We start from the raw sequence: 19,630 nt of genomic DNA, 5'->3' as shown, positions 1-19,630 counted from the left end.
CGTGTCCTATCGCGATCCAAACGTCTTCACGATCCCGCCGGGGTTACCCTTCCTGAAGACACTCGCGCGCAAACTCTGCGACGGCACGCTCACACCGGACTTTCGCTACGACCCTGCAGATCCGTTACCGCTTGCCGGCGTGACGATTTTCGTTCCCACCCGCCGCTCCGCCCGTGTGTTGCGCTCCGAATTCGTCGATCTGCTCGGCGGCCGGTCGGCGATCCTGCCGACGATCCGGGCGCTCGGCGAAACCGACGACGACAGCGGCTTTTTCGATGCGGAAGTGCCGGCGATCCTTGACCTGGCGCCGCCCCTTCCCGGCACCGCCCGCCTTATCGAACTTGGCCGGCTGATCCTTGCCTGGCGCAACCGCCTGCCGAAGGTGGTGCTCGACATTCACGCGGAAAGTCCGCTGATCGCCCCCGCAAGCCCGGCGGACGCCATCTGGCTGGCGCGCAACCTTGCCGAACTCATCGACGCGATGGAGACGGAAGAACTCGACTGGGAAGAACTCGACAGTCTCGACGCCGGCGAACACGCGCTGTGGTGGCAGCTGACGCTCGAGTTCCTCAAGATTGCCCGCACCTACTGGCCGGAGCGGCTGGAAGAACTGAAGCAATCCTCACCGGCGCGGCATCGCAACGCCATCCTGCAGGCGGAGACACAGCGCATCGCCGCCGGCGCACTCAAAGGGCCGATCATCATCGCCGGCTCTACCGGCTCGATCCCGGCGACGGCCGCGCTGATTGCCGCGGTCCAGAAGCTGCCCAACGGCACGATCGTGTTGCCGGGGCTCGACCAGACGATGACCGACGCGGAATGGGGCATGATCATCGGTGAGACCGTCGCCGTGGGCGGCAGACCCGATCCGGCAAGCCGCAGCCATCCGCAATACGGCTTCCACCGCCTGCTGCAACGCATGCATGTCGAGCGCCGCGATGTGCCGGCTCTCGACGAGGCCTATGCCGGGTTGACCGATCGCAGCGAAATCCTGTCGCATGCGTTGCTGCCCGCCAAGGCAACGAACGGCTGGACCGAGACCCGCAACGAACTCAAGCCCGAAACATTGCACCGGGCCTTTGGCGACGTCGCCCTGATCGAAACCGCCAACGAACGCGAAGAAGCAACCGCGATCGCAATCGCGCTGCGGCTGGCGCTCGAGGGCAGCGACGACAGCCAGGCGGCCCTGATCACCCCCGACCGTAATCTTGCGCGCCGGGTCGGTGCAGAGCTCGCACGTTTCGATATCGAAGCGGACGATTCCGCCGGCACGCCGCTCGCTTCCACGGCCGCGGGCACGTTGATGCGGCTTTTGCTTGAGGCGAGCCTGCGACCCGGCGATCCGGTGCCGCTGGTGGCGCTGTTCAAACATCCGCTTGCCCGTTTCGGCCTGTCGAAGACCGAGATGCGCCGCAGCGCCGACGTGCTGGAGCGGCTGGCGCTGCGCAGCGGCACGCAGATCGCCGACATTTCGTTGCTGGAGCCGCTGCTCGAACAGGCAGCAGGCCATCACAAGACGGACCGCCATCCCCCGGAATGGCGGATCGGCATTACCGAGGACGACATCCTCGCGGCGCGAGACCTGGCAGCGCGGGTAAAGGTGGCAACGGATCCACTCGCCGGCACGCTGGTTCGCCGTAGCGACGGCCGCCGCCCCTTCTCCGAGATGTTCACCTTTGCCGAATGGGCAACACGAACCGGTCAGGCGCTGGAAGCCGTCTGCAGCGACGAGCGCGCCGACCTCAGCGGTCTGTGGTCCGGCGAGGCGGGCGAAGCCTTGGCAACGCTGCTGCGCGGCATCATCGAGACCGAAGGCCAGATGGATGCCGACGGACCGCAATGGTGCGACATCATGGAGGCGCTGGCCGCCAGCGAGGCGGTCAAGCCGCGCTCGATGCGCCACCCCCGCGTCTTCATCTTCGGCGCGCTGGAATCGCGCCTGCAGAGCATGGACCTCGTGGTGCTCGGCGGCATGAACGAGGGCAACTGGCCGGGGCAAACCGCCAACGACCCCTTCCTTTCCCGCACGATGAAGACCGGGATCGGCCTCGAACCACCCGAACGCCGCATCGGCCAGCTCGCCCATGACTTCCAGATGGCGTGCGGCACGCGCAAGCTAATCTTCAGCCGCTCGATGCGTCAGGGATCGGCGCCGACGGTCGCATCACGATGGCTGCAGCGGCTGCTGGCGCTGGGTGGCAAACGGCTGGCAGACAGCCTGCGATCGAACGGCAGCGACTATCTGCTATGGGCACGGATGCTCGACAAGGGCGGACGCCAGGCGCTGGCCGAACGCCCGGCACCCAAGCCGCCTACCGACCTGCAGCCGCGCAAGTATTCATTCAGCGAGGTCTCGCGACTTCGTCGCGACCCCTATTCGATCTATGCACGCCGGATCCTGCGGCTGCATCCGCTCGACCCGTTCAACCGTGATCCGGGTGCGGCCGAGCGTGGCACGCTCTATCACCGTATCGTCGACCGTTTCGTGCGCGGCGGCTTCGACATCCAGTCCCCGGCAGCCGACGAGGCGATGGTCCGCCTGCTCAACGAAGCCTTCGACGAAGAGCGCCTGCCAGGCCATATAGACACCATATGGCGGCCGCGCTTTGCCGCCGTCGGCAAGGCATTCCTCGCTTGGGAACGGGAGCGCGCACGGTTCATCCGCAAGCCGTTGACCGAAGTTGCCGCATCGATGGACGTCGGTGTGGCGGACATCCGCCTGACCGGGATCGCCGACCGGCTCGACACGCTGACCGACGGCACGGTGGAAATCATCGACTACAAGACCGGCTCCAGCCCCTCGATCAAGGAAGCGCGCGTGCTGCTCGATCCGCAGCTTGCGCTGGAAGCGGCGGCGCTGAAGGCCGGTGCGTTCAAGGGCATGGGTCCCGGCCACCCGCAATCGCTGCTCTATATCCGGCTGAAACCCGGCTCCCGCTTCAAGGTGGAAGCCGTCAACAACGAAAACAGCAGGGCAAAGGAAACGAAATCGGCCGATCAACTGGCCGACGAAGCCTTGATCGAACTGAGGAAGCTGCTGACCGCATTGATGTCGGGCAGGCACGGCTTTGCCTCGCGCCTGATCGTGCAGAAGGAGCGCGACTACGGCGGCGAATACGACCATCTGGCCCGTGTTGCGGAATGGTCGACCGCCGACAGCGAGGATGACAGCGATGAGGGATGAAAGCGCCGGCCCCGACGAAAGGACGCCCGAAGCCTGGCTCGACTGGACATCGCGCCGGCAGTCGCTCGCCTCAGACCCGGCCCGCTCCGCCTGGGTTTCCGCCAATGCCGGATCGGGCAAGACCCATGTTCTGACGCAGCGCGTCATCCGCCTGCTGCTCGCGGGCTGCAGGCCCTCTGCCATCCTCTGCCTGACCTATACCAAGGCCGCAGCTTCCGAAATGTCCAACCGTGTCTTCGAGCGCCTGGCCGAATGGGTGACGCTCGACGATGATGCGTTGGAAAAGCGGATCGAGGCTATCGAAGGCGAGCGGCCCTCGCGCCTGAAGCTCCAGGAGGCGCGCCGGTTGTTTGCGCGTGCTCTCGAAACGCCGGGCGGGTTGAAGATCCAGACCATCCATGCCTTCTGCGAGGCGCTGCTGCACCAGTTTCCACTGGAGGCAAACGTTGCCGGGCACTTCTCTGTTCTCGACGACCGGGCGGCAGCCGTGCTGCTGGCGGATGCGCGCCGCGCTCTGCTGACGGCGACAACGGCTGCCGGCGATGTGCCGCTTGCCGATGCCTTTGCCACCGTGCTTGAGCTTGCCGACGACACCGGGCTTGAAAAGCTGCTGGGCGCGATCGTTTCCAACCGCACGGCAATACAGGCTTTTCTCGACCACGCCGACGCCCATGGCGGCATCGCCGTGCAATTGCGCGCAGCACTCAAGCTTGAGCCTGAAGACAGTGTCGAGGGCATCCTGGAAAGCGTCTGGCCGCTTCCCGGCCTGAACGGGCCAGCCCTCGAACGTTACCTTGGGCTTGCCGCGAGTGCCGGCGGCTCCAAGGTGCTCGTTTTCGCCGAAGGTCTTCGCGCTACGGCGAAGCTTGTCGATCCGATGGCCCGATACGAGGGGCTGCAGGAACTATTCTTTACCGGCACCGGTAAGCCGCGCGCCGAATCGGCCTTCGTGAACAAGGCGATGCTTCAGGCGGCTCCCGATCTGATCCAGCTGGTCGAAGCTGCCCGCGATCATGTCGTCGCCTGCGCCGACCGGCTAAGCATCATCCAGATGTACGAGGCGACACTCTCAGCACTCACGCTCGCGGACCGGCTCAACAACGACTATGAAGCGCTCAAGCGCACCCGCAGCCAGCTCGATTTCGAGGACCTGATCAATCGGACCGCGAGCCTGTTTGCCCGCGGCGACGTCAGCGCCTGGGTTCACTACAAGCTGGACCAGGGCATCGACCACATCCTTGTCGACGAAGCCCAGGATACGAGCCCGACGCAATGGACGATCATCCAGGCGCTGGCCGCGGATTTCTTCTCCGGCGACAGCGCCCGCGGCAATGACCGCACCATGTTTGCGGTCGGCGACGAGAAGCAGTCGATCTACTCCTTCCAGGGGGCGCGCCCCGAGCGCTTCTCCCGCGAAAGCATCGAGACCGAGCGGCGCGTCCGCGACGGCGGCAAGGCGTTCAGCCCGATCCGCCTGCAGCTCTCCTTCCGCTCGACCGTCGACGTGCTTTCCGCCGTCGATACCGTCTTTGCCAACTCTGCGCATGCGCGCGGCCTCAGCGCCCAGAACGAAGCGGTCGTGCACGCCTCGAACCGCATCGGCCATCCCGGTGCCGTCGACATCTGGAACGTGATCGCGGCCGAGCCGATGGCGACCGACGACGAATGGACGGCCCCCTTCGATGCCACGCCGGAAACGGCGCCTGTCAACATTCTTGCCCGGCGCATTGCCGCCGTGCTCGATAGCTGGATCGGGCGCGAGACGATCATCGAGAAGGGCGCACGCCGCGCCATGCGCCCGGGCGATGTCATCGTGCTCGTTCGAAAGCGCGACGCCTTCGTCAATGCGCTGACGCGTGCCCTGAAGCGACGTAGTGACATTCCCGTCGCCGGTGCCGACCGGCTGGTTCTGACAAGCCATATCGCCATCCAGGACCTGCTGGCGCTCGGACGCTTCATGCTGCTGCCGGAGGATGATCTGTCACTGGCGGCGCTGTTGAAGAGCCCCCTGTTCGACCTCGACGAAGACACGCTGTTCGAACTGGCGGCCCGACGGAATGAGGGCGTAAGCCTTTGGCAGAGGTTGCAGCAATCCGGCGCCGAGGAAGGCTCCCCTCATGAGGGAACCGTCAAGACGCTTCTTCGCTATGCTGCCCTCTCCCAGCAGCTGGCCCCGCATGATTTCTATGCGCGCGTGCTTGGCGTGCATGGTGGCAGAGCGGCGTTTCTTGCCCGGCTCGGCAGTGAAGTGAGCGACATTCTCGATGAGTTCCTGACCTTCGCGCTTGAGCAAGAAAGGAGCGGCCTGCCTGGCCTGCAGGCCTTCGTCGCGACGCTCGAAATCGAGGCGCCGACCGTCAAGCGCGAGCAGGACAAGGAGCGCGACGAGGTCCGGATCATGACGGTGCACGCGGCCAAGGGACTGGAGGCGCCTGTCGTGCTTCTGGTCGACGGCGGCGGCAAGCCGTTCAACTCGCAGCACGTCCCCGATCTTCGCTTCCTCGAAATGCCGATCGCCGATGGCTCGAGCTATCCGCTGCCCGTGTGGCGGGCTCCCGGCTCGGCATCGAATTCGCTCATCGCCGCCGACAGCGAAAGGCTTAAAACACTGGCCGAGGAGGAATACCGCCGCCTGCTTTATGTCGGCATGACCCGCGCGGCCGACCGGCTGGTCGTCTGCGGATATCGCGGGCAGCGGGCAAGTGCCGACACCTGGCACGCCATGGTGCAGGCAAGCCTGTCGCAGGACGACAATGGACGCAGTACGCCGGTCACCTTCACGGCGGGTGACGAGGAATGGTCGGGGCACTCCTGGCGAGAAGCCCATGTACCACGCGAGGTGCCGTCAGGCTATGAAGCCGCGGAGTTCCCAGCTCCCGCCAAGACCGGCCTGCCGATTGCTCTCTCCACGCCGCTGCCGCCGCCGCGACGGTTGCCGCGGCCGCTCAGCCCATCGGGCGTCGGCATCGCGATCGATGAGGACGAGGGCGACATGATCGTCGGCTCGGCGCTGTTTTCTGAGAAGGCGCCTGCCAATGTCTCGATGCTGCGGGGCGCCATCCTGCACCGGCTGCTGCAGGTCCTGCCGTCGATCGCCCCTTCCGACCGACTGGCGGCGGCGGACCGATATCTCGCCCGCTCGGTGCCGCGCTGGCCCGAAATCCAGCGCGCACGCCTGCGTGATGCGGTCCTGCAGGTCCTCGATCATGGCGACCTGCGCTCGCTCTTTTCCGATGCCAGCCGCGCGGAAGTCTCGGTGATGGGCACATTGAAGCTCAGAAATCGGGAGTTTGCCGTATCCGGCCGGATCGACCGGCTGTCGGTAGCGGATGGCGTCGTCACCATCGCCGACTTCAAGACCAATCGCAGCGTGCCGGCAACACCCGACGACGTCCCTGCCGCCTACAAAACCCAGCTTTCGATCTATCGTGAGCTGCTGCGGCCACTCTATCCCGCACATCGCTTCCAGTGCGCGCTGATCTTCACCGAGGGGCCCGTCATCCACGTGCTTGAGGATGCGGCACTGGACAGGAGCCTTGAAGACCTCGCGACAAAGTGAGATACCCGATATTGAAAATCCAGTGGGACAGCCTCACATGAGACACAACATCTGGACACCGACATTTCGAACGCAAGGAGCAGCCGATGGCTACTGTAAAAGTCGATACATCCAATTTTCAGCAGGAAGTGCTGAACGCCGCCGAGCCGGTGGTTGTCGATTTCTGGGCTGAATGGTGCGGCCCGTGCAAGATGATCGCGCCGAGCCTCGAGGAAATCTCCAACGAGTTCGCCGGCAAGGTCAAGGTCGTGAAGCTGAACATCGACGAAAACCCGGAACTGGCCGCGCAATACGGCGTGCGCTCGATCCCGACGCTTGCGATGTTCAAGGCCGGTGAAGTTGCCGACATCAAGGTTGGCGCTGCTCCGAAGACGGCCCTGACGTCCTGGATTTCGACTGCGGCCGCCTAAGGCCACCAAATCAAAGCGACTTCAAAGCCCGGCTTGCCGGGCTTTTTTCTTGCCTTGAGGAGACTGTCTGGCTGCCTACTCTCTCGGGCGTCAGCCCAAATGGCGACCTGCGACGATCAAAGCGATCCTTGCCGCAGGCAACCGATCACTTCGGTGGCGTGCCGTTGTCGGCAAGCACGTCGCCGACGAGATAGAGCGAACCGCCGATCAGGATGCGTGGCGGTATCGGATCTTCGTCGACCAGGTTGGCGATGACCGTCAACGCCTCGGCCACCGATGATACGGCAGACGCCTCGAAGCCGACCGAGGCCGCATCCTGCGCCAAGGCAACCGGATCGAGCCCGGCATCGGAGCCACGGATCGGCACGGTAAACACCTGTTCGGCAAGATCGAGGAAAGCGCGGAAGTAACCAAGCGGATCCTTGGTGTTGATCATGCCGATGATCAGGAATAGCGGGCGCGACTCCCGCTCCTCGAAATTCGCCATGGCTTCGGCGATCACCTGGCCGGCACCAGGATTGTGCCCGCCATCGACCCAGATTTCCGCATCCTGCGGGCCATAGTGACCAAGCTTGCCACCGGCAAGACGCTGCAACCGCCCGGGCCATTCGACGCCGGCGACGCCGCGCTCGATGGCCGCATCAGGCACATCGAAACCTGCCGCCCTGACGGCGCGAATGGCGGCAGCAGCATTGGCATACTGGTGCCGGCCCGGCAGCTTTGGCAGGGGAAGGTCGGACAGACCTCGCTCGTCCTGGTAGACAAGGCGGCCGAATTCCTCATGCGCCATGAAGTCCTGACCGTAGACGGACATCGAGCAGCCGAGGCGCTCTGCGGTCGAGGTCAGGACGTCGCGCACACCCTCCTCTTCCTGCTGGCCAATGACGACGGGGCATCCGCGCTTCATGATGCCGGCCTTTTCCGCCGCGATCAGTTCGACCCGGTCGCCGAGATAGGCCTGGTGATCGAGCGAGATCGGCATGATCACCGAGACGGCCGGGTTGGTTATCACGTTGGTCGCGTCGAAGCGGCCGCCGAGACCGACCTCGATGATTGCGACATCTGCCGGATGCTCGGCAAAAAGAACGAAGGTAACAGCAGTCAGGATTTCAAAGACGGTGATCTTTTCGCCGCCATTGGCTTCTGCGACGCGTCGAACCGCATCGGCAAGCACGGGATCGCTGACAAGCCTGCCCTTGCCGCCCTTGACGCCGAGCCGATAGCGCTCATGCCAGTTGACCAGATGCGGCGAGGTGTGGACGTGAACGCTGAGGCCCGCGGCCTCGAGCACCGCTCGCGAGAATGCGGTGACGGAGCCCTTGCCGTTGGTGCCGGCCACGTGAATGATCGGCGGCAGGCGGTCCTGCGGGTTGCCGAGCGCGGCCAGAAGCCGGGTTATCCTGTCCAACGACAGGTCGAAGCCTTTCGGATGCAAGGCAAGGAGTTTTTCGATCTCATAGCCTGCTTCGCTGGCTTCCACCGCTGTCATCTCGCCCTGCCCCGATAGGATCGTATGCTATGCGCTTGCCGCAACCGGCAAAGCCGCTGGTTCTGCACCGCCGCCGTTGAGCTTTACCGCGTCGGCTGGTTTCTTCATCAGGATCTTCAGCACGCGTGCCAGCGTCGAGGGAATGTCATGACGCTTGACGACCATGTCGACCATGCCGTGCTCCAGCAGGTATTCTGCCGTCTGGAAGCCTTCCGGCAGCTTTTCGCGCAAGGTCTGCTCGATCACGCGCTTGCCGGCAAAGCCGATTTCGGCGCCGGGTTCGGCCAGATGGACATCGCCGAGCATGGCGTAGGAGGCAGTCACGCCACCGGTTGTCGGGTTCGTCAACACGACGATATAGGGAAGACCCGCTTCCTTGAGCATGTTGACCGCGACGGTCGTGCGCGGCAACTGCATCAGCGACAGGATGCCTTCCTGCATGCGGGCGCCACCGGAGGCCGGGAAGATGACGAGCGGGCACTTCTCCGCAATCGCCTTCTCGAAGGCCTTCACGATCGCTTCGCCTGCGGCCATGCCGAGCGAGCCACCGATGAAGTTGAACTCATGCACGACGCCGACGAGCTTGACGCCCTGGACGCGGCCGACACCGGCCACGATCGTGTCTTCCAGCTCGGTCTTGGCGCGGCTGTCGCGAAGGCGATCGGAATACTTCTTGGAATCGCGGAACTTCAACGGATCCTGCGCCACCTTGGGCTGCGGCAGGGCTTCGTAGATGCCACCGTCGAACAGATCCTTCAGCCGCGCCTTGGCCGGCATCTTCATATGGAAGCCGGATTGCGGGATGACCCATTTGTTTTCCTCGAGATCGCGGTGGTACACCATCTCGCCGGTTTCCGGGCACTTGATCCAGAGATTTTCCGGAACTTCCCTGCGGCCCAGCATCGAATTGATTTTCGGCCGAACGTAGTTTGTGATCCAGTTCACTTATAGACTCCTGAAGATTTTCTTCGGGTTGTGCGCGCTAATATAGGCAATTATTCGGCTGCTGCGAGCCGTGCAGACCGCACGCCAGCCGACAGGCCCCTTATCAACGCTTCGACACCCGGTACCGTCGCGTCCGTCGCCCTGCCCTCTTCGGTCAGGCTCGACGCGATCTGATTGACGATCGCCGTACCGACGACGACGCCATCGGCGGATGCACCGATGGCTCTTGCATGTTCCGCCGTCTTGACGCCGAAACCGACGCAAACAGGCAGTTTCGTATGGGTCTTGATGCGCTGAACGGCGCCGGCAATCAACGATGGATCCGGCAATGCCGAGCCGGTGATGCCGTTCATCGAAACGTAGTACACGAAGCCCGAGGTATTTTCGAGAACCTTCGGCAGGCGACGGTCATCGGTCGTCGGCGTCGCCAGGCGAATGAAGTTGATGCCCTTCTGCAATGCGGGAATGCAGAGCTCATCGTCCATCTCCGGCGGCAGGTCGACAACGATCAGCCCGTCGATGCCTGCATCCAGAGCATCCGTCAGGAACCGATCGACGCCGTAGATGTAGATCGGATTGTAGTAGCCCATCAGCACGATCGGCGTGCGCTGGTCTTCCTCGCGGAAACGGCGGGCGATCTCGAGCGTCTTTGCCAGCGTCTGGCCGCCCTTCAGCGCACGCTGGCCGGCAAGCTGGATTGCCGGTCCGTCGGCCATCGGGTCGGAAAACGGCATGCCGAGTTCGATGACGTCGGCTCCTGCCTTCGGCAGCGCCTTCATGATGGAAAGCGACGTTTCGAAATCGGGGTCGCCACCCATGAAATAGGTGACAAGGACCGGGCGTCCTTCCGACGCCACATCGGCGAACTTTCTGTCCATGCGTGCGGTCATGATCGTTATAGCCCCATACCCAGAATCTTGCCGACGGTGAAGATGTCCTTGTCGCCGCGACCGGAGAGATTCATCAGGATGATCTCGTCCTTGCCCATCTTCGGCGCGCGCTTGATGACCTCGGCCAAGGCGTGCGAGGGTTCCAGCGCCGGGATGATGCCTTCAAGACGGGTCAGCATCTGGAATGCCTCCAGCGCCTCGTGGTCCATGATCGGCACATATTCGACGCGGCCGACATCGTTGAGCCAGGAGTGTTCCGGGCCGATGCCGGGATAGTCGAGGCCGGCCGAAATCGAGTGGCCTTCCTTGATCTGGCCGTCGCCGTCTTGGAGCAGATAGGTGCGGTTGCCGTGGAGCACGCCCGGCGAACCGGCGGTGATCGACGCGCAATGCTCGTCGCCGTCGAGCCCCTTGCCGCCAGCCTCGACGCCGACGATCTTCACGCCTTCGTCGTCAAGGAACGAATGGAAGATGCCGATCGCATTGGAACCGCCGCCGACGGCAGCAACGACGAGATCGGGCAGCCGGCCTTCGGCCGCAAGCATCTGTTCCTTCGCCTCCTGGCCGATGACGGCCTGAAAGTCGCGGACCATTTCCGGATAGGGGTGCGGACCGGCAGCCGTGCCGATCAGGTAATAGGTGTTGTCGACATTGGTGACCCAATCGCGCAACGCCTCGTTCATCGCGTCCTTGAGCGTACCGTTGCCGGCGGTCACCGGCTTCACCTCAGCGCCCAGAAGCTTCATGCGGAAGACGTTGGGCGCCTGACGCTCGACGTCGGTCGCGCCCATGTAGACGACGCACGGCAGGCCGAAGCGGGCGGCGACGGTGGCCGAGGCCACGCCGTGCTGACCGGCACCGGTTTCGGCGATGATGCGCGTCTTGCCCATGCGCTTGGCAAGCAGGATCTGGCCGATGCAATTGTTGATCTTGTGCGAACCGGTGTGGTTCAGCTCTTCGCGCTTGAAATAGATCTTGGCGCCGCCGAGTTCTTCAGTCAGCCGCTCGGCGAAATAGAGCGGGCTCGGGCGGCCGATATAATGCGCGCCGAGATTGTCGAGCTCGGCCTTGAAGGCCGGATCGTTCTTCGCCTTGTCCCACTCGGCCTGCAGGTCGAGGATCAAGGGCATCAGGGTTTCGGCAACGAAGCGGCCACCGAAAATGCCGAAACGGCCGTCTTCGTCTGGGCCCGCCCGGAAGGAATTCAGTTTTGGCGCCTCGTTCACGTCTTGCTCCCTGACCGTGCCGTAACCGCCTCCGCCTGGCGAACGGCATCGAAAAACGATTCCATGAGCTTCAGATCCTTGACGCCCGGCGCGCTCTCGACGCCGGAGGACGTATCGATGGCGCGGGCGCGCGTCTGCGCCAGGGCCTCACCGATGTTGTTCACGTTCAAACCACCGGAAAGCATGTAATCGACGCTGCCGTCAAGCGCATCAAGCAGCTTCCAGTCGAAGGAAACGCCGTTGCCGCCGGGCAATTCCGAACCCGCCGGGGGCTTCGCATCGAAGAGAAAGCGGTCGGCGATCCCGACATGGGGCTCGACCTTTTTCAGATCGTCGGCATCGCGGATCGACAGCGCCTTCATCACCGGAAGGCCATAGACCGCCTTGACGGCGAGCACCCGGTCGGGCGTCTCGCTGCCATGCAGTTGCAGAATGTCCGGCTTAAGCGCCGCGACGATCTCGTCGAGATCGTCATTGTCGGCATCGACGGTGACGGCGACGATCTTGGCCTTGCCGCGGATTCTGTCCGCCAGACGGCCGGCGTCATCGGGTTCGAGGTTGCGCGGGCTCTTGGCGAAAAAGATGAAGCCCGTGTGCGATGCGCCGAGCGCAACCGCGCGATCCACCGCTTCCGCGGTCTTCAGCCCGCATATCTTCACTTCGGTTTTCATGAGAAGCGACCTTGCATGAAATGTCGCTGGAGTCGAGCCAAAAACCACCCTGCGCACCGTCGTCCAGAGGGTGCGGCATTGCGGTGTCTGAGTGCGCTCACCATATGCATTCTATCACAACGGAGAGACGAATGCGTCTGCTGCTTGCCCTCATTCTGCCCTGGCTTCAGTTCTTCACCATCGGCCGTCCCTTTGCCGGCATCATCTGCCTTATCCTGCAGATTACCCTGATCGGCTGGGTACCGGCGGCGATCTGGTCGGTCTATGCACTCAGCCAGTACAAGACAGACGAGAAAATTCAGGCGGCGCTGGCCGGCCGCAACCGCGGCTAAGCCCAAGAACAATCAGGAACAATTCAGCCGAAATCGATCGCGTGCAGCATTGTGCCGTTGCGCCTCAACCAGCGCTTGGCATCGTTGGTGTCGGGGCAAAGCCTCTCGCACAGCGCCCAGAAATCAGGGCCGTGGTTCATCTCCTGCAGATGGGCGACTTCGTGCGCGGCGAGATAGGCAATGACCTTCGGCGGCGCCATGACGATGCGCCATGAGAAACTCAGCGCGCCATCGGCCGAACAGGAGCCCCAGCGGCTGCGCGTGTCCTTCAGGCTCAGCGATTTGGGCCGCCGGCCGATACGGCCGGCATAGACCGCGACAAGGCGGTCGAGGTCGTGCCGCGCTTCCTTCTTGAGAAAATCGACGATGCGGCGGCGCAGATGTTCTTCGTCGCCGCTGACACGCAGTATCGCCTCGTCATCGACGAGCACGGCCTCGGTCAAACCTCTGATTTTTCCTGACCTTTCGATCCGATGCGCAATGCCGCGGATCAGGATCGCGCCGCCCTCTTCCAGTTGGCTTTCGCCGGAGAACCGCGCCAGCTTGGTCATCAACCAGCCCTGGTGACGGTTGAGGAAGGCATTGACCTCCCGATCGGCCAGCCCTTGCGGGATCGTCAGCTTCAGTGCCCGGCCGCCGGGCTCGATGCGCAGCGTCATCCGGGTGGCACGCGAATTCTGGCGGATGGTCAGCGGAAGCATCTTGCCCGCGACTTCGATTTCTCGGGTCGTGTCGACTGGAGCCGGGGGAATGCGCCGCCGCGTGAAAGAAGGGAACATGACGGCTTTCTATCCGATTCGCGGTCTTTTCCGCTAATGCATAATTCCCTAAACCATCAACGATCCAGGGAATTGCCGGTGCTGATGATACGCACCGGCCCGTTTCCTCATCCAGAGACACACGTGGTTCCGCATGGCCGATAGCGACATCCGGCGTTTCATGTGAAACACCGGATGTCTTTTTCGTCACTCAGTTTGCCTCGGACGGGGCAACCGGTCCGGAACCGCCGTTGCGGCGCTCGCGCATGAAGCGGTCGAACTCTTCCTGGTCCTTGGCGCGGCGAAGCTCGCGCACGTAGGAATCGAATTCCTCGCGCATTTCATCGAGTTTGCGACGCTCTTCGTCGAGGCGGGTAAGTTCGGCTTGGCGCCAGTCATCGAAGGCGACGTTGCCGGTGCGATGATGCTGCTTCCAGTTGGCACGATTGCCGCGCTTGAAGGCGGAGCACATGCCATCGACCGTGCTGTTGGCGTCCTTCTTGAACGTTTTCAGTTTCTCGCCGAAGAGGATGTAGGCGAGCATGGCCAGGCCGAGCGGCCAGAAGACCACGAAACCGAGGACCATCAATGCAATGGTCGCGGGCGTCCAATCCGGACGGATCAATGCAGATTGGTTCATCTTCAGGATTCCTCGCAATCACCCGGGCCACCCATTGCGGCCCGGTGAAAACGATGTGGGAAGGCGCGCTTTCGACTACAAGACGCCCTTCCCCGGAATCGAACAAACCCTTGACTCTATGCGGGCAAAAGCCCGCATTTTGCGGGAATCAGGCGGTTTTTCCGCCCTTGATCAGCTGCTTCACCGGCCTTGCGTGACGTGCGTGCTCGCGCTGGAAGGCGACGATGCGCGGCGCGATCTCGCGACGGAACCGCGAACCGTTGAACACACCGTAGTGGCCGACGTCGGGCTGCATGTAGTGCATCCGCATATGCTCGGGAATATCAGTGCAGATCGTCTGCGCCGCCTTGGTCTGGCCGAGACCGGAAATGTCGTCATTCTCGCCTTCGACCGTCAGCAACGCGACCTTCTTGATCGCCGTGGTATCAACGCGGCGACCGCGATGCATCATCTCGCCCTTGGGAAGCGCATGCTGCATGAAGACGACCTGAACGGTCTGCAGGTAGAACTCTGCCGTCAGATCCATCACGGCAAGGTATTCGTCGTAGAAATCGCGATGCTTCTCCGCGGCGTCGCCGTCGTTCTTCACCAGATGGGCAAAGAATTCCTTGTGGGCGACCAGGTGACGGTCGAGATTCATCGACATGAAGCCGGAGAGCTGGAGGAAGCCCGGATAGACCATGCGCATGAAACCCGGCTGCGGCCATGGCACCGGCATGATGACATTGTCGCGGAACCACTCGATCGGCCGTTCCTTCGCCAGCAGATTGACGGCCGTCGGGTTGATGCGCGTATCGATCGGCCCGCCCATCAGCGTCATCGACGCCGGCGACAGCGGATCATCCGTGGCTTCCATCAGGGCGACGGCGGCAAGCACCGGAACGGCCGGCTGACAGACGCCGATGACATGGGTGTCGGGTCCGAGGAAATGCAGCATCTGGATGACGTAGTCGATGTAATCGTCGAGATCGAAGGTGCCCTCGCTTAAGGGAACCATGCGCGCGTCGATCCAGTCGGTGATGTAGATATCGGAATGCGGAAGCAGCGCTTCGACGGTGCCACGCAGCAGCGTGGCATAGTGGCCCGACATCGGCGCGACGATCAGTACTTTCGGATCGGCAGCCCTGCCCTTGGGGACGGCACGTTCGAAATGGATCAGGTTGCAGAACGGCTCGCGCCAGACGATGCGCTCGTGAACGCCAACCGGCTGGCCATCGATAAGGGTTTCGGGAAGGCCGAATTCCGGCTTGCCGTAACGGCGCGTCGTTCGTTCGAAAACCTCGAGGCCAGCGGCTGTCGCGCGACCGAAATAGGTGTGCGAGATCGGGTTCATCGGATTGCTGAAAGCAAGCCGCATGGCATCCGCCGCCGTCCGCCACGGCGCCATCATGGCATGGTTCAGTTCGTAGAGCTGGTAGAACATAGCAAGCGTACCCCTTGGTTCAATCAACGACAACGCCGCTCCCAGTCGGACGCAAGCTTGCGATTGTTTGTCTTGGTGTCCGCAATCCTTGCCAGACTACCATGTTTCTTGTGCACTGCAACAAGTATACCCGTTTCGGTTCTATACAAGCGACTTCTGCGAAAATGCGCCCGGATTGCTGATAATTAACAAACGGACTTGCCCGGAGCTGGCCGAAAACGGGCTTTTTCGCCAAAAAAACGTAGATCTCGGCGAGCACAAGCCACTTTTCCGGCCGGCTTTCGATGTCTGATTACCGAGCCGATTTCTCGCATCGCAGCAGGCCGGGTCGTCACGCGGCGGCTATCCGGACGATCGCCTTGACCAGGCCCGATTTCTCGTGCGCCCAGCGCGGCAGGTCCTTGATCACCGCGTCCATCGTCGTCCGATGGGTAATCAGCGTCTCCACCGGGACCAGGCCCTCACGTATCGAATTCACGACATGATCGAAATCCTCGCGCGTGGCGTTGCGGCTGCCAATCAAGGTCATTTCCCGCTTGTGAAATTCCGGATCGGAGAAGCGGATATCGTCCTTGACGACGCTGACGAACACCAGTGTTCCCCCATGAGCCACATGGCCGAAGGCAGCCTCCATCGAACCGCCATGGCCGGTGGCATCGAAGACGACATCGAAACCATCGCCCCCTGTCGCCTCGGCGACGCACCGGCGGCAAGCTTCGTCGGCGATGATGCCGGAACCGAAACTGAGCCGGTCTGCCGCAAAGTCCAGCCGTTCCGTGCTGGTGTCCATCAGGGTTACGACATGGCCGGCGATACGCGAGAAGATCGCCGTTCCGAGTCCGATCGGCCCGGCGCCGATCACAAGGGCGCGAGCGCCCGCAGGTGCGGCAGCCCGGCGCACGGCGTGGGCGCCGATCGCGAGGAATTCGACCGTCGCTGCCGCCTCCGGCGACAGATCGACCGCCGGATAAAGATTGCCCTCCGGAACGAGGATCTCCTCGCAGAAGGCACCGTCAGTGTGGACGCCGAGCACCTTGATCGCCGTGCAGCAGTTCGGCTTTCCCCGCCGGCAGGCGACACAGTCGCCGCAGGAGAGGTAGGGGTTGACCACCACAGGCGTTCCCGGCGCAATCGTCGTCCCCGGTCCATTGGCAATTACCGTCGCGGAGACCTCATGCCCCATCACCCGCGGATACTCCAGGAACGGGTGTTTTCCGGCGAAGATGTGGTAGTCGGTGCCGCAGATACCGACATGGCTGACGGCAACGCGCACCCACTCCGCCTCCGGGGCCGGCACGGGCGCGCGTTCAACAATCTCCAGGCGACCGGGTTCCGGGCAGAGGACGGCTTTCATGTCATTTTCCGTATGTTGTCAGGGCCCCACGCCTAACGAGCGTCGCGATCCCTAGGATTCGCCTATTGCGCCTTAGGCTCTTTTTTCTGCGCATGTCGTCATCACAAAACCGCTGCGCACTTTTGCGCGACATGCCTTAGCGCGCGCCGCGCCGCCTGAGCTGATCAAAATAGACGATCACGATGATGAGTGCGCCGGTGATGATGCGCTGCCAGAACGAGTTGACGTTGAGCAGGTTGGCGCCGTTGTTGATCGTGGCGAGAATGAAGGCGCCAAGCAGCGGGCCGTGCACCGAGCCGACCGCACCGAAGAGGCTGGTACCGCCGATGACGGAGGAGGCGATCGCCTGCAGCTCCCAGCCTTCCGCCTGTGTCGCGTTGCCGATGCCGATGCGAGAGGCGAGCAGCAGGCCGACGAAGGCCGCGCAGGTCGAGGACAGGATATAGGCGAGGTAGATGGTGCGATGCACGTTGACGCCGGAAAGGCGTGCCGCCTCGCCGTTAGAACCGACGGCAAAGAGATAGCGGCCGAAACGGCTCAAGTGCAGGAAGACATAGGCCGGGATCGCCACCACGATCACCATCCAGAACAGGCTGGGCACGCCGAGGAAATCCGCGCGCGAAAAATTGGTGAAAGCTTCGTTGGTGATCGAGATGGTCGAGCCGTTGGTGATGAGCAGCCCAATGCCGCGCAGCGAGGTCAGGGTTGCCAGCGTGATGATGAACGGCGGCAGCCCCATGCGGACGATGCCGAAGGCGTGGAAGGCGCCGATCAGTACGCCGAAGGCAAGCGTCAGGATAATCGCAATCCACAGCGGCACGCCGGCGGCAAGCAGCCAGGCGACGATCACGCTGGTGAAGCCGACCACGGCACCGACCGAAAGATCGATGCCGGCGGTGATGATGACGAAGGTCTGGCCGACGGCAAGGATCGCCGTCATGGCGCCCTGACGCAGCAGGTTGCTGATGTTGTTGGGCGTCCAGAAACTGTTGGTGGCAAGCCCCAGGAGCAGCCAGAGGAAAAGCAGGAGCCCGAGAAGCGTAAGGCCGAACAGGATGCTCACGCCTTTCCGCGGCGTCGGGCCCGTTCCGCTGTCGACCGTTTCAGCACTCATCGTCGTCCTCCCTGCTTCCCTTGATTGTCATTGTCGCGATCAGACGCCGATCGCCTGCGTCAGCACTTCCTCGTGGCTCGCCGCGCGATAATTGTGGCTTGCGACGAGCCGCCCCCTCCGAAACACGTGCAGGCGATCGGACAGTTCGTAGACCTCAGGCAGGTAGGAGGAGATCAGGATGATCCCCGCTCCGTTCTCCAGAAGCCGGGCGAACAGCCGGTAGATTTCCGCCTTGGTGCCGACATCGACGCCGACCGTCGGCTCATCGAAGATGAAGAGCTTGGCGCCGTGGCTCAGCCACTTGCCGATGACGATCTTCTGCTGGTTGCCACCGGACATCGCTGACGCAAGCACGCGGCGCGATGGCGTCTTGATCTTCAGATCCCTGATCTGCCGATCGGCATTCTCGATTTCCTTCTGACGGTTGATCGTCAGCCCGCGCGTCAGCCGACTGAAGATCGGCAGGTTGATATTCAGGCCGATCGGCAGATTGAGGCAGAGCCCCTGGTCGCGGCGGCTTTCCGGCGCAAGCGCAATGCCGAGGTCCATCGCGGTCCGCTCGTTGGCGATACTCACCTTGCGTCCCTGCCAGTAGACCTCACCGGCGGTCGAGGCGTGGCGGCCATAGAGGCCGAGCGCGAACTCGCTGCGTCCGGCACCGATCAACCCATAGAGGCCGACAATCTCGCCGGCGCGAACGGTCAGCGACACGTCCTCGAAGCCGGGACCGCTCAGGCCGCGGGTCTCGAGGATCGTCTCGCCCGCCGGAAAATGTTCCTTGTGGTAAATCTGCTCGATCGTGCGATTGATCATCAGGGTGATCAATTCGGCGTCATTGGTCTCGCCGATCTTGCGCGTGCCGACATGGGTGCCGTCGCGCAGCACCGATACACGATCGGCCAGCTCGAAGACCTCCTCCATGCGGTGGCTGATATAGACGATCGTCACCCCCTCGCCCTGTAGCCGGCGAATGAGCCGGAAGAGCTGCGCGGATTCCTGACGGGTCAGGTAGGCGGTCGGCTCGTCGAAGATCAGAAACTGTGTGCCGCGCATGGCGGCGCGGGCGGTCGCGACCAGTTGTTGCTGGCCGATCGTCAGATTGCCGAGCGTTGCGGCGGCCGGCAGGTTGAAGCCGAGATCATCAAGCACGCTCTGGGCCGCCTCGGTCATGGCGCGCTTGCGCATCAGGCCGATGCTGTTGATCTCGTCGCCGAGGAACATGTTGGCCGCCACGCTCAAGTGCGGGCAAAGCACCACCTCCTGATGCACGGCGTTGATGCCGCGCGCGATCGCCTCCTGCGGATTGTCGAGCTGGACCGGTTTGCCGCACCAATAGACTTCGCCCGAGGTACGGCGGATGACGCCGGTCAGAAGCTTGATCAGCGTCGATTTACCGGCGCCGTTTTCGCCAACGATGGCGTGAATTTCACCTGAAAGAAATGCGATGGAGGCAGGCTTCAACGCTTCGACGGCGCCATATTTCTTCTGCAGCGCGCGCATTTCCAGGATCGGTTCGCCCTTCGGCACCGGGTGACGGGCGGCCGTTTTCAAACCGTCGCTCTTGATATCGCTGACCTCATCGAGACCTGGCATCTGCGCACTCCTCCCTATCGCAGAGACTGCCAGCGGCCGGTC

The 19,630-nt window shown here is 63.0% G+C and carries 15 protein-coding genes; 4 read left to right on the top strand and 11 right to left on the bottom strand.

Annotated features, from left to right (window positions below; all coding sequences use genetic code 11):
- Nucleotide 1 precedes the first annotated feature (1 nt).
- The 3 genes from addB (at nt 2) to trxA (ending at nt 7,153) form a co-directional block, all read left to right on the top strand.
- Nucleotides 2-3,184, top strand: coding sequence for a double-strand break repair protein AddB (gene addB, locus ABIE33_RS08880; RefSeq protein WP_429123961.1), 3,183 nt, complete (start codon nt 2-4; stop codon nt 3,182-3,184).
- On the top strand, nt 3,174-6,743 hold the full coding sequence (addA, locus tag ABIE33_RS08875) for a double-strand break repair helicase AddA (RefSeq protein WP_429123959.1): 3,570 nt from the start codon (nt 3,174-3,176) through the stop codon (nt 6,741-6,743). Before addB ends, addA begins: the two co-directional genes overlap by 11 nt.
- Nucleotides 6,744-6,829: 86 nt before the next feature.
- Nucleotides 6,830-7,153, top strand: a complete 324-nt coding sequence (trxA, locus tag ABIE33_RS08870) for a thioredoxin (RefSeq protein WP_429123957.1) — start codon at nt 6,830-6,832, stop codon at nt 7,151-7,153.
- Between the two features lie 145 nt (nt 7,154-7,298).
- Here trxA and ABIE33_RS08865 read toward each other — a convergent pair whose 3' ends face one another.
- Genes ABIE33_RS08865 through ABIE33_RS08845 form a run of 5 tightly spaced genes read right to left on the bottom strand, consistent with a single transcriptional unit; the run spans nt 7,299 to nt 12,374 of the window.
- Nucleotides 7,299-8,642, bottom strand: a complete 1,344-nt coding sequence (locus ABIE33_RS08865; RefSeq protein WP_429123956.1) for a bifunctional folylpolyglutamate synthase/dihydrofolate synthase — start codon at nt 8,640-8,642, stop codon at nt 7,299-7,301.
- A gap of 27 nt (nt 8,643-8,669) precedes the next feature.
- Nucleotides 8,670-9,587, bottom strand: coding sequence for an acetyl-CoA carboxylase, carboxyltransferase subunit beta (gene accD / locus ABIE33_RS08860; protein WP_025425333.1), 918 nt, complete (start codon nt 9,585-9,587; stop codon nt 8,670-8,672).
- 50 nt (nt 9,588-9,637) lie between these two features.
- Nucleotides 9,638-10,477: a tryptophan synthase subunit alpha gene (gene trpA, locus ABIE33_RS08855; RefSeq protein WP_429123953.1), complete on the bottom strand. Its 840-nt coding sequence runs from the start codon at nt 10,475-10,477 to the stop codon at nt 9,638-9,640.
- Nucleotides 10,478-10,482: 5 nt separating this feature from the next.
- Nucleotides 10,483-11,703, bottom strand: a complete 1,221-nt coding sequence (trpB, locus tag ABIE33_RS08850) for a tryptophan synthase subunit beta (protein WP_429123951.1) — start codon at nt 11,701-11,703, stop codon at nt 10,483-10,485.
- On the bottom strand, nt 11,700-12,374 hold the full coding sequence (locus tag ABIE33_RS08845) for a phosphoribosylanthranilate isomerase (RefSeq protein ID WP_429123949.1): 675 nt from the start codon (nt 12,372-12,374) through the stop codon (nt 11,700-11,702). The genes trpB and ABIE33_RS08845 overlap by 4 nt, the downstream gene beginning before the upstream one ends.
- Before the next feature lie 131 nt (nt 12,375-12,505).
- On the opposite strand from ABIE33_RS08845, the gene ABIE33_RS08840 reads away from it, so the two are divergent.
- A complete protein-coding gene (locus ABIE33_RS08840; protein ID WP_429123947.1) occupies nt 12,506-12,706 on the top strand; it encodes a YqaE/Pmp3 family membrane protein in 201 nt (66 codons plus the stop codon).
- Nucleotides 12,707-12,729: 23 nt separating this feature from the next.
- Here the strand turns inward: ABIE33_RS08840 and ABIE33_RS08835 are convergent, their stop codons facing one another.
- The 6 genes from ABIE33_RS08835 to ABIE33_RS08810 form a co-directional block, all read right to left on the bottom strand.
- Nucleotides 12,730-13,485 (bottom strand): M48 family metallopeptidase, encoded by a 756-nt coding sequence (locus tag ABIE33_RS08835; RefSeq protein ID WP_429123945.1) that lies wholly within the window; start codon nt 13,483-13,485, stop codon nt 12,730-12,732.
- Between the two features lie 190 nt (nt 13,486-13,675).
- Entirely contained in the window at nt 13,676-14,104 is a 429-nt protein-coding gene (locus ABIE33_RS08830) for a DUF2852 domain-containing protein (protein ID WP_429123943.1), read from the bottom strand.
- Between the two features lie 148 nt (nt 14,105-14,252).
- Nucleotides 14,253-15,527, bottom strand: coding sequence for a polyhydroxyalkanoate depolymerase (gene phaZ / locus ABIE33_RS08825; protein ID WP_429124059.1), 1,275 nt, complete (start codon nt 15,525-15,527; stop codon nt 14,253-14,255).
- A gap of 331 nt (nt 15,528-15,858) precedes the next feature.
- Nucleotides 15,859-16,881 carry a zinc-binding alcohol dehydrogenase family protein gene (locus ABIE33_RS08820; RefSeq protein ID WP_429123941.1) on the bottom strand — a complete coding sequence of 341 codons (1,023 nt, stop codon included), beginning with the start codon at nt 16,879-16,881 and terminating at the stop codon, nt 15,859-15,861.
- A 136-nt stretch (nt 16,882-17,017) separates the two neighbouring features.
- Entirely contained in the window at nt 17,018-17,995 is a 978-nt protein-coding gene (locus ABIE33_RS08815; protein WP_429123940.1) for an ABC transporter permease, read from the bottom strand.
- A gap of 39 nt (nt 17,996-18,034) precedes the next feature.
- Nucleotides 18,035-19,588 carry a sugar ABC transporter ATP-binding protein gene (locus tag ABIE33_RS08810; RefSeq protein WP_429123938.1) on the bottom strand — a complete coding sequence of 518 codons (1,554 nt, stop codon included), beginning with the start codon at nt 19,586-19,588 and terminating at the stop codon, nt 18,035-18,037.
- Nucleotides 19,589-19,630 lie beyond the last annotated feature (42 nt).

The sequence above is a fragment of the Ensifer sp. 4252 genome (genome assembly GCF_050434565.1).
Lineage (GTDB): Bacteria > Pseudomonadota > Alphaproteobacteria > Rhizobiales > Rhizobiaceae > Ensifer.
This window is presented reverse-complemented; position numbering and strand designations above follow the sequence as displayed.

What these genes read in the sequence shown, in the direction of transcription:
- addA (WP_429123959.1), top strand. Translation starts at nt 3,174, where the DNA reads ATGAGGGATGAAAGCGCCGGCCCCGACGAAAGGACGCCCGAAGCCTGG.
- trxA (WP_429123957.1), top strand. Translation starts at nt 6,830, where the DNA reads ATGGCTACTGTAAAAGTCGATACATCCAATTTTCAGCAGGAAGTGCTG.
- ABIE33_RS08865 (WP_429123956.1), bottom strand. Translation starts at nt 8,642, where the DNA reads ATGACAGCGGTGGAAGCCAGCGAAGCAGGCTATGAGATCGAAAAACTC.
- trpA (WP_429123953.1), bottom strand. Translation starts at nt 10,477, where the DNA reads ATGACCGCACGCATGGACAGAAAGTTCGCCGATGTGGCGTCGGAAGGA.
- ABIE33_RS08845 (WP_429123949.1), bottom strand. Translation starts at nt 12,374, where the DNA reads ATGAAAACCGAAGTGAAGATATGCGGGCTGAAGACCGCGGAAGCGGTG.
- ABIE33_RS08840 (WP_429123947.1), top strand. Translation starts at nt 12,506, where the DNA reads ATGCGTCTGCTGCTTGCCCTCATTCTGCCCTGGCTTCAGTTCTTCACC.
- ABIE33_RS08835 (WP_429123945.1), bottom strand. Translation starts at nt 13,485, where the DNA reads ATGTTCCCTTCTTTCACGCGGCGGCGCATTCCCCCGGCTCCAGTCGAC.
- ABIE33_RS08830 (WP_429123943.1), bottom strand. Translation starts at nt 14,104, where the DNA reads ATGAACCAATCTGCATTGATCCGTCCGGATTGGACGCCCGCGACCATT.
- phaZ (WP_429124059.1), bottom strand. Translation starts at nt 15,527, where the DNA reads ATGTTCTACCAGCTCTACGAACTGAACCATGCCATGATGGCGCCGTGG.
- ABIE33_RS08820 (WP_429123941.1), bottom strand. Translation starts at nt 16,881, where the DNA reads ATGAAAGCCGTCCTCTGCCCGGAACCCGGTCGCCTGGAGATTGTTGAA.
- ABIE33_RS08815 (WP_429123940.1), bottom strand. Translation starts at nt 17,995, where the DNA reads ATGAGTGCTGAAACGGTCGACAGCGGAACGGGCCCGACGCCGCGGAAA.
- ABIE33_RS08810 (WP_429123938.1), bottom strand. Translation starts at nt 19,588, where the DNA reads ATGCCAGGTCTCGATGAGGTCAGCGATATCAAGAGCGACGGTTTGAAA.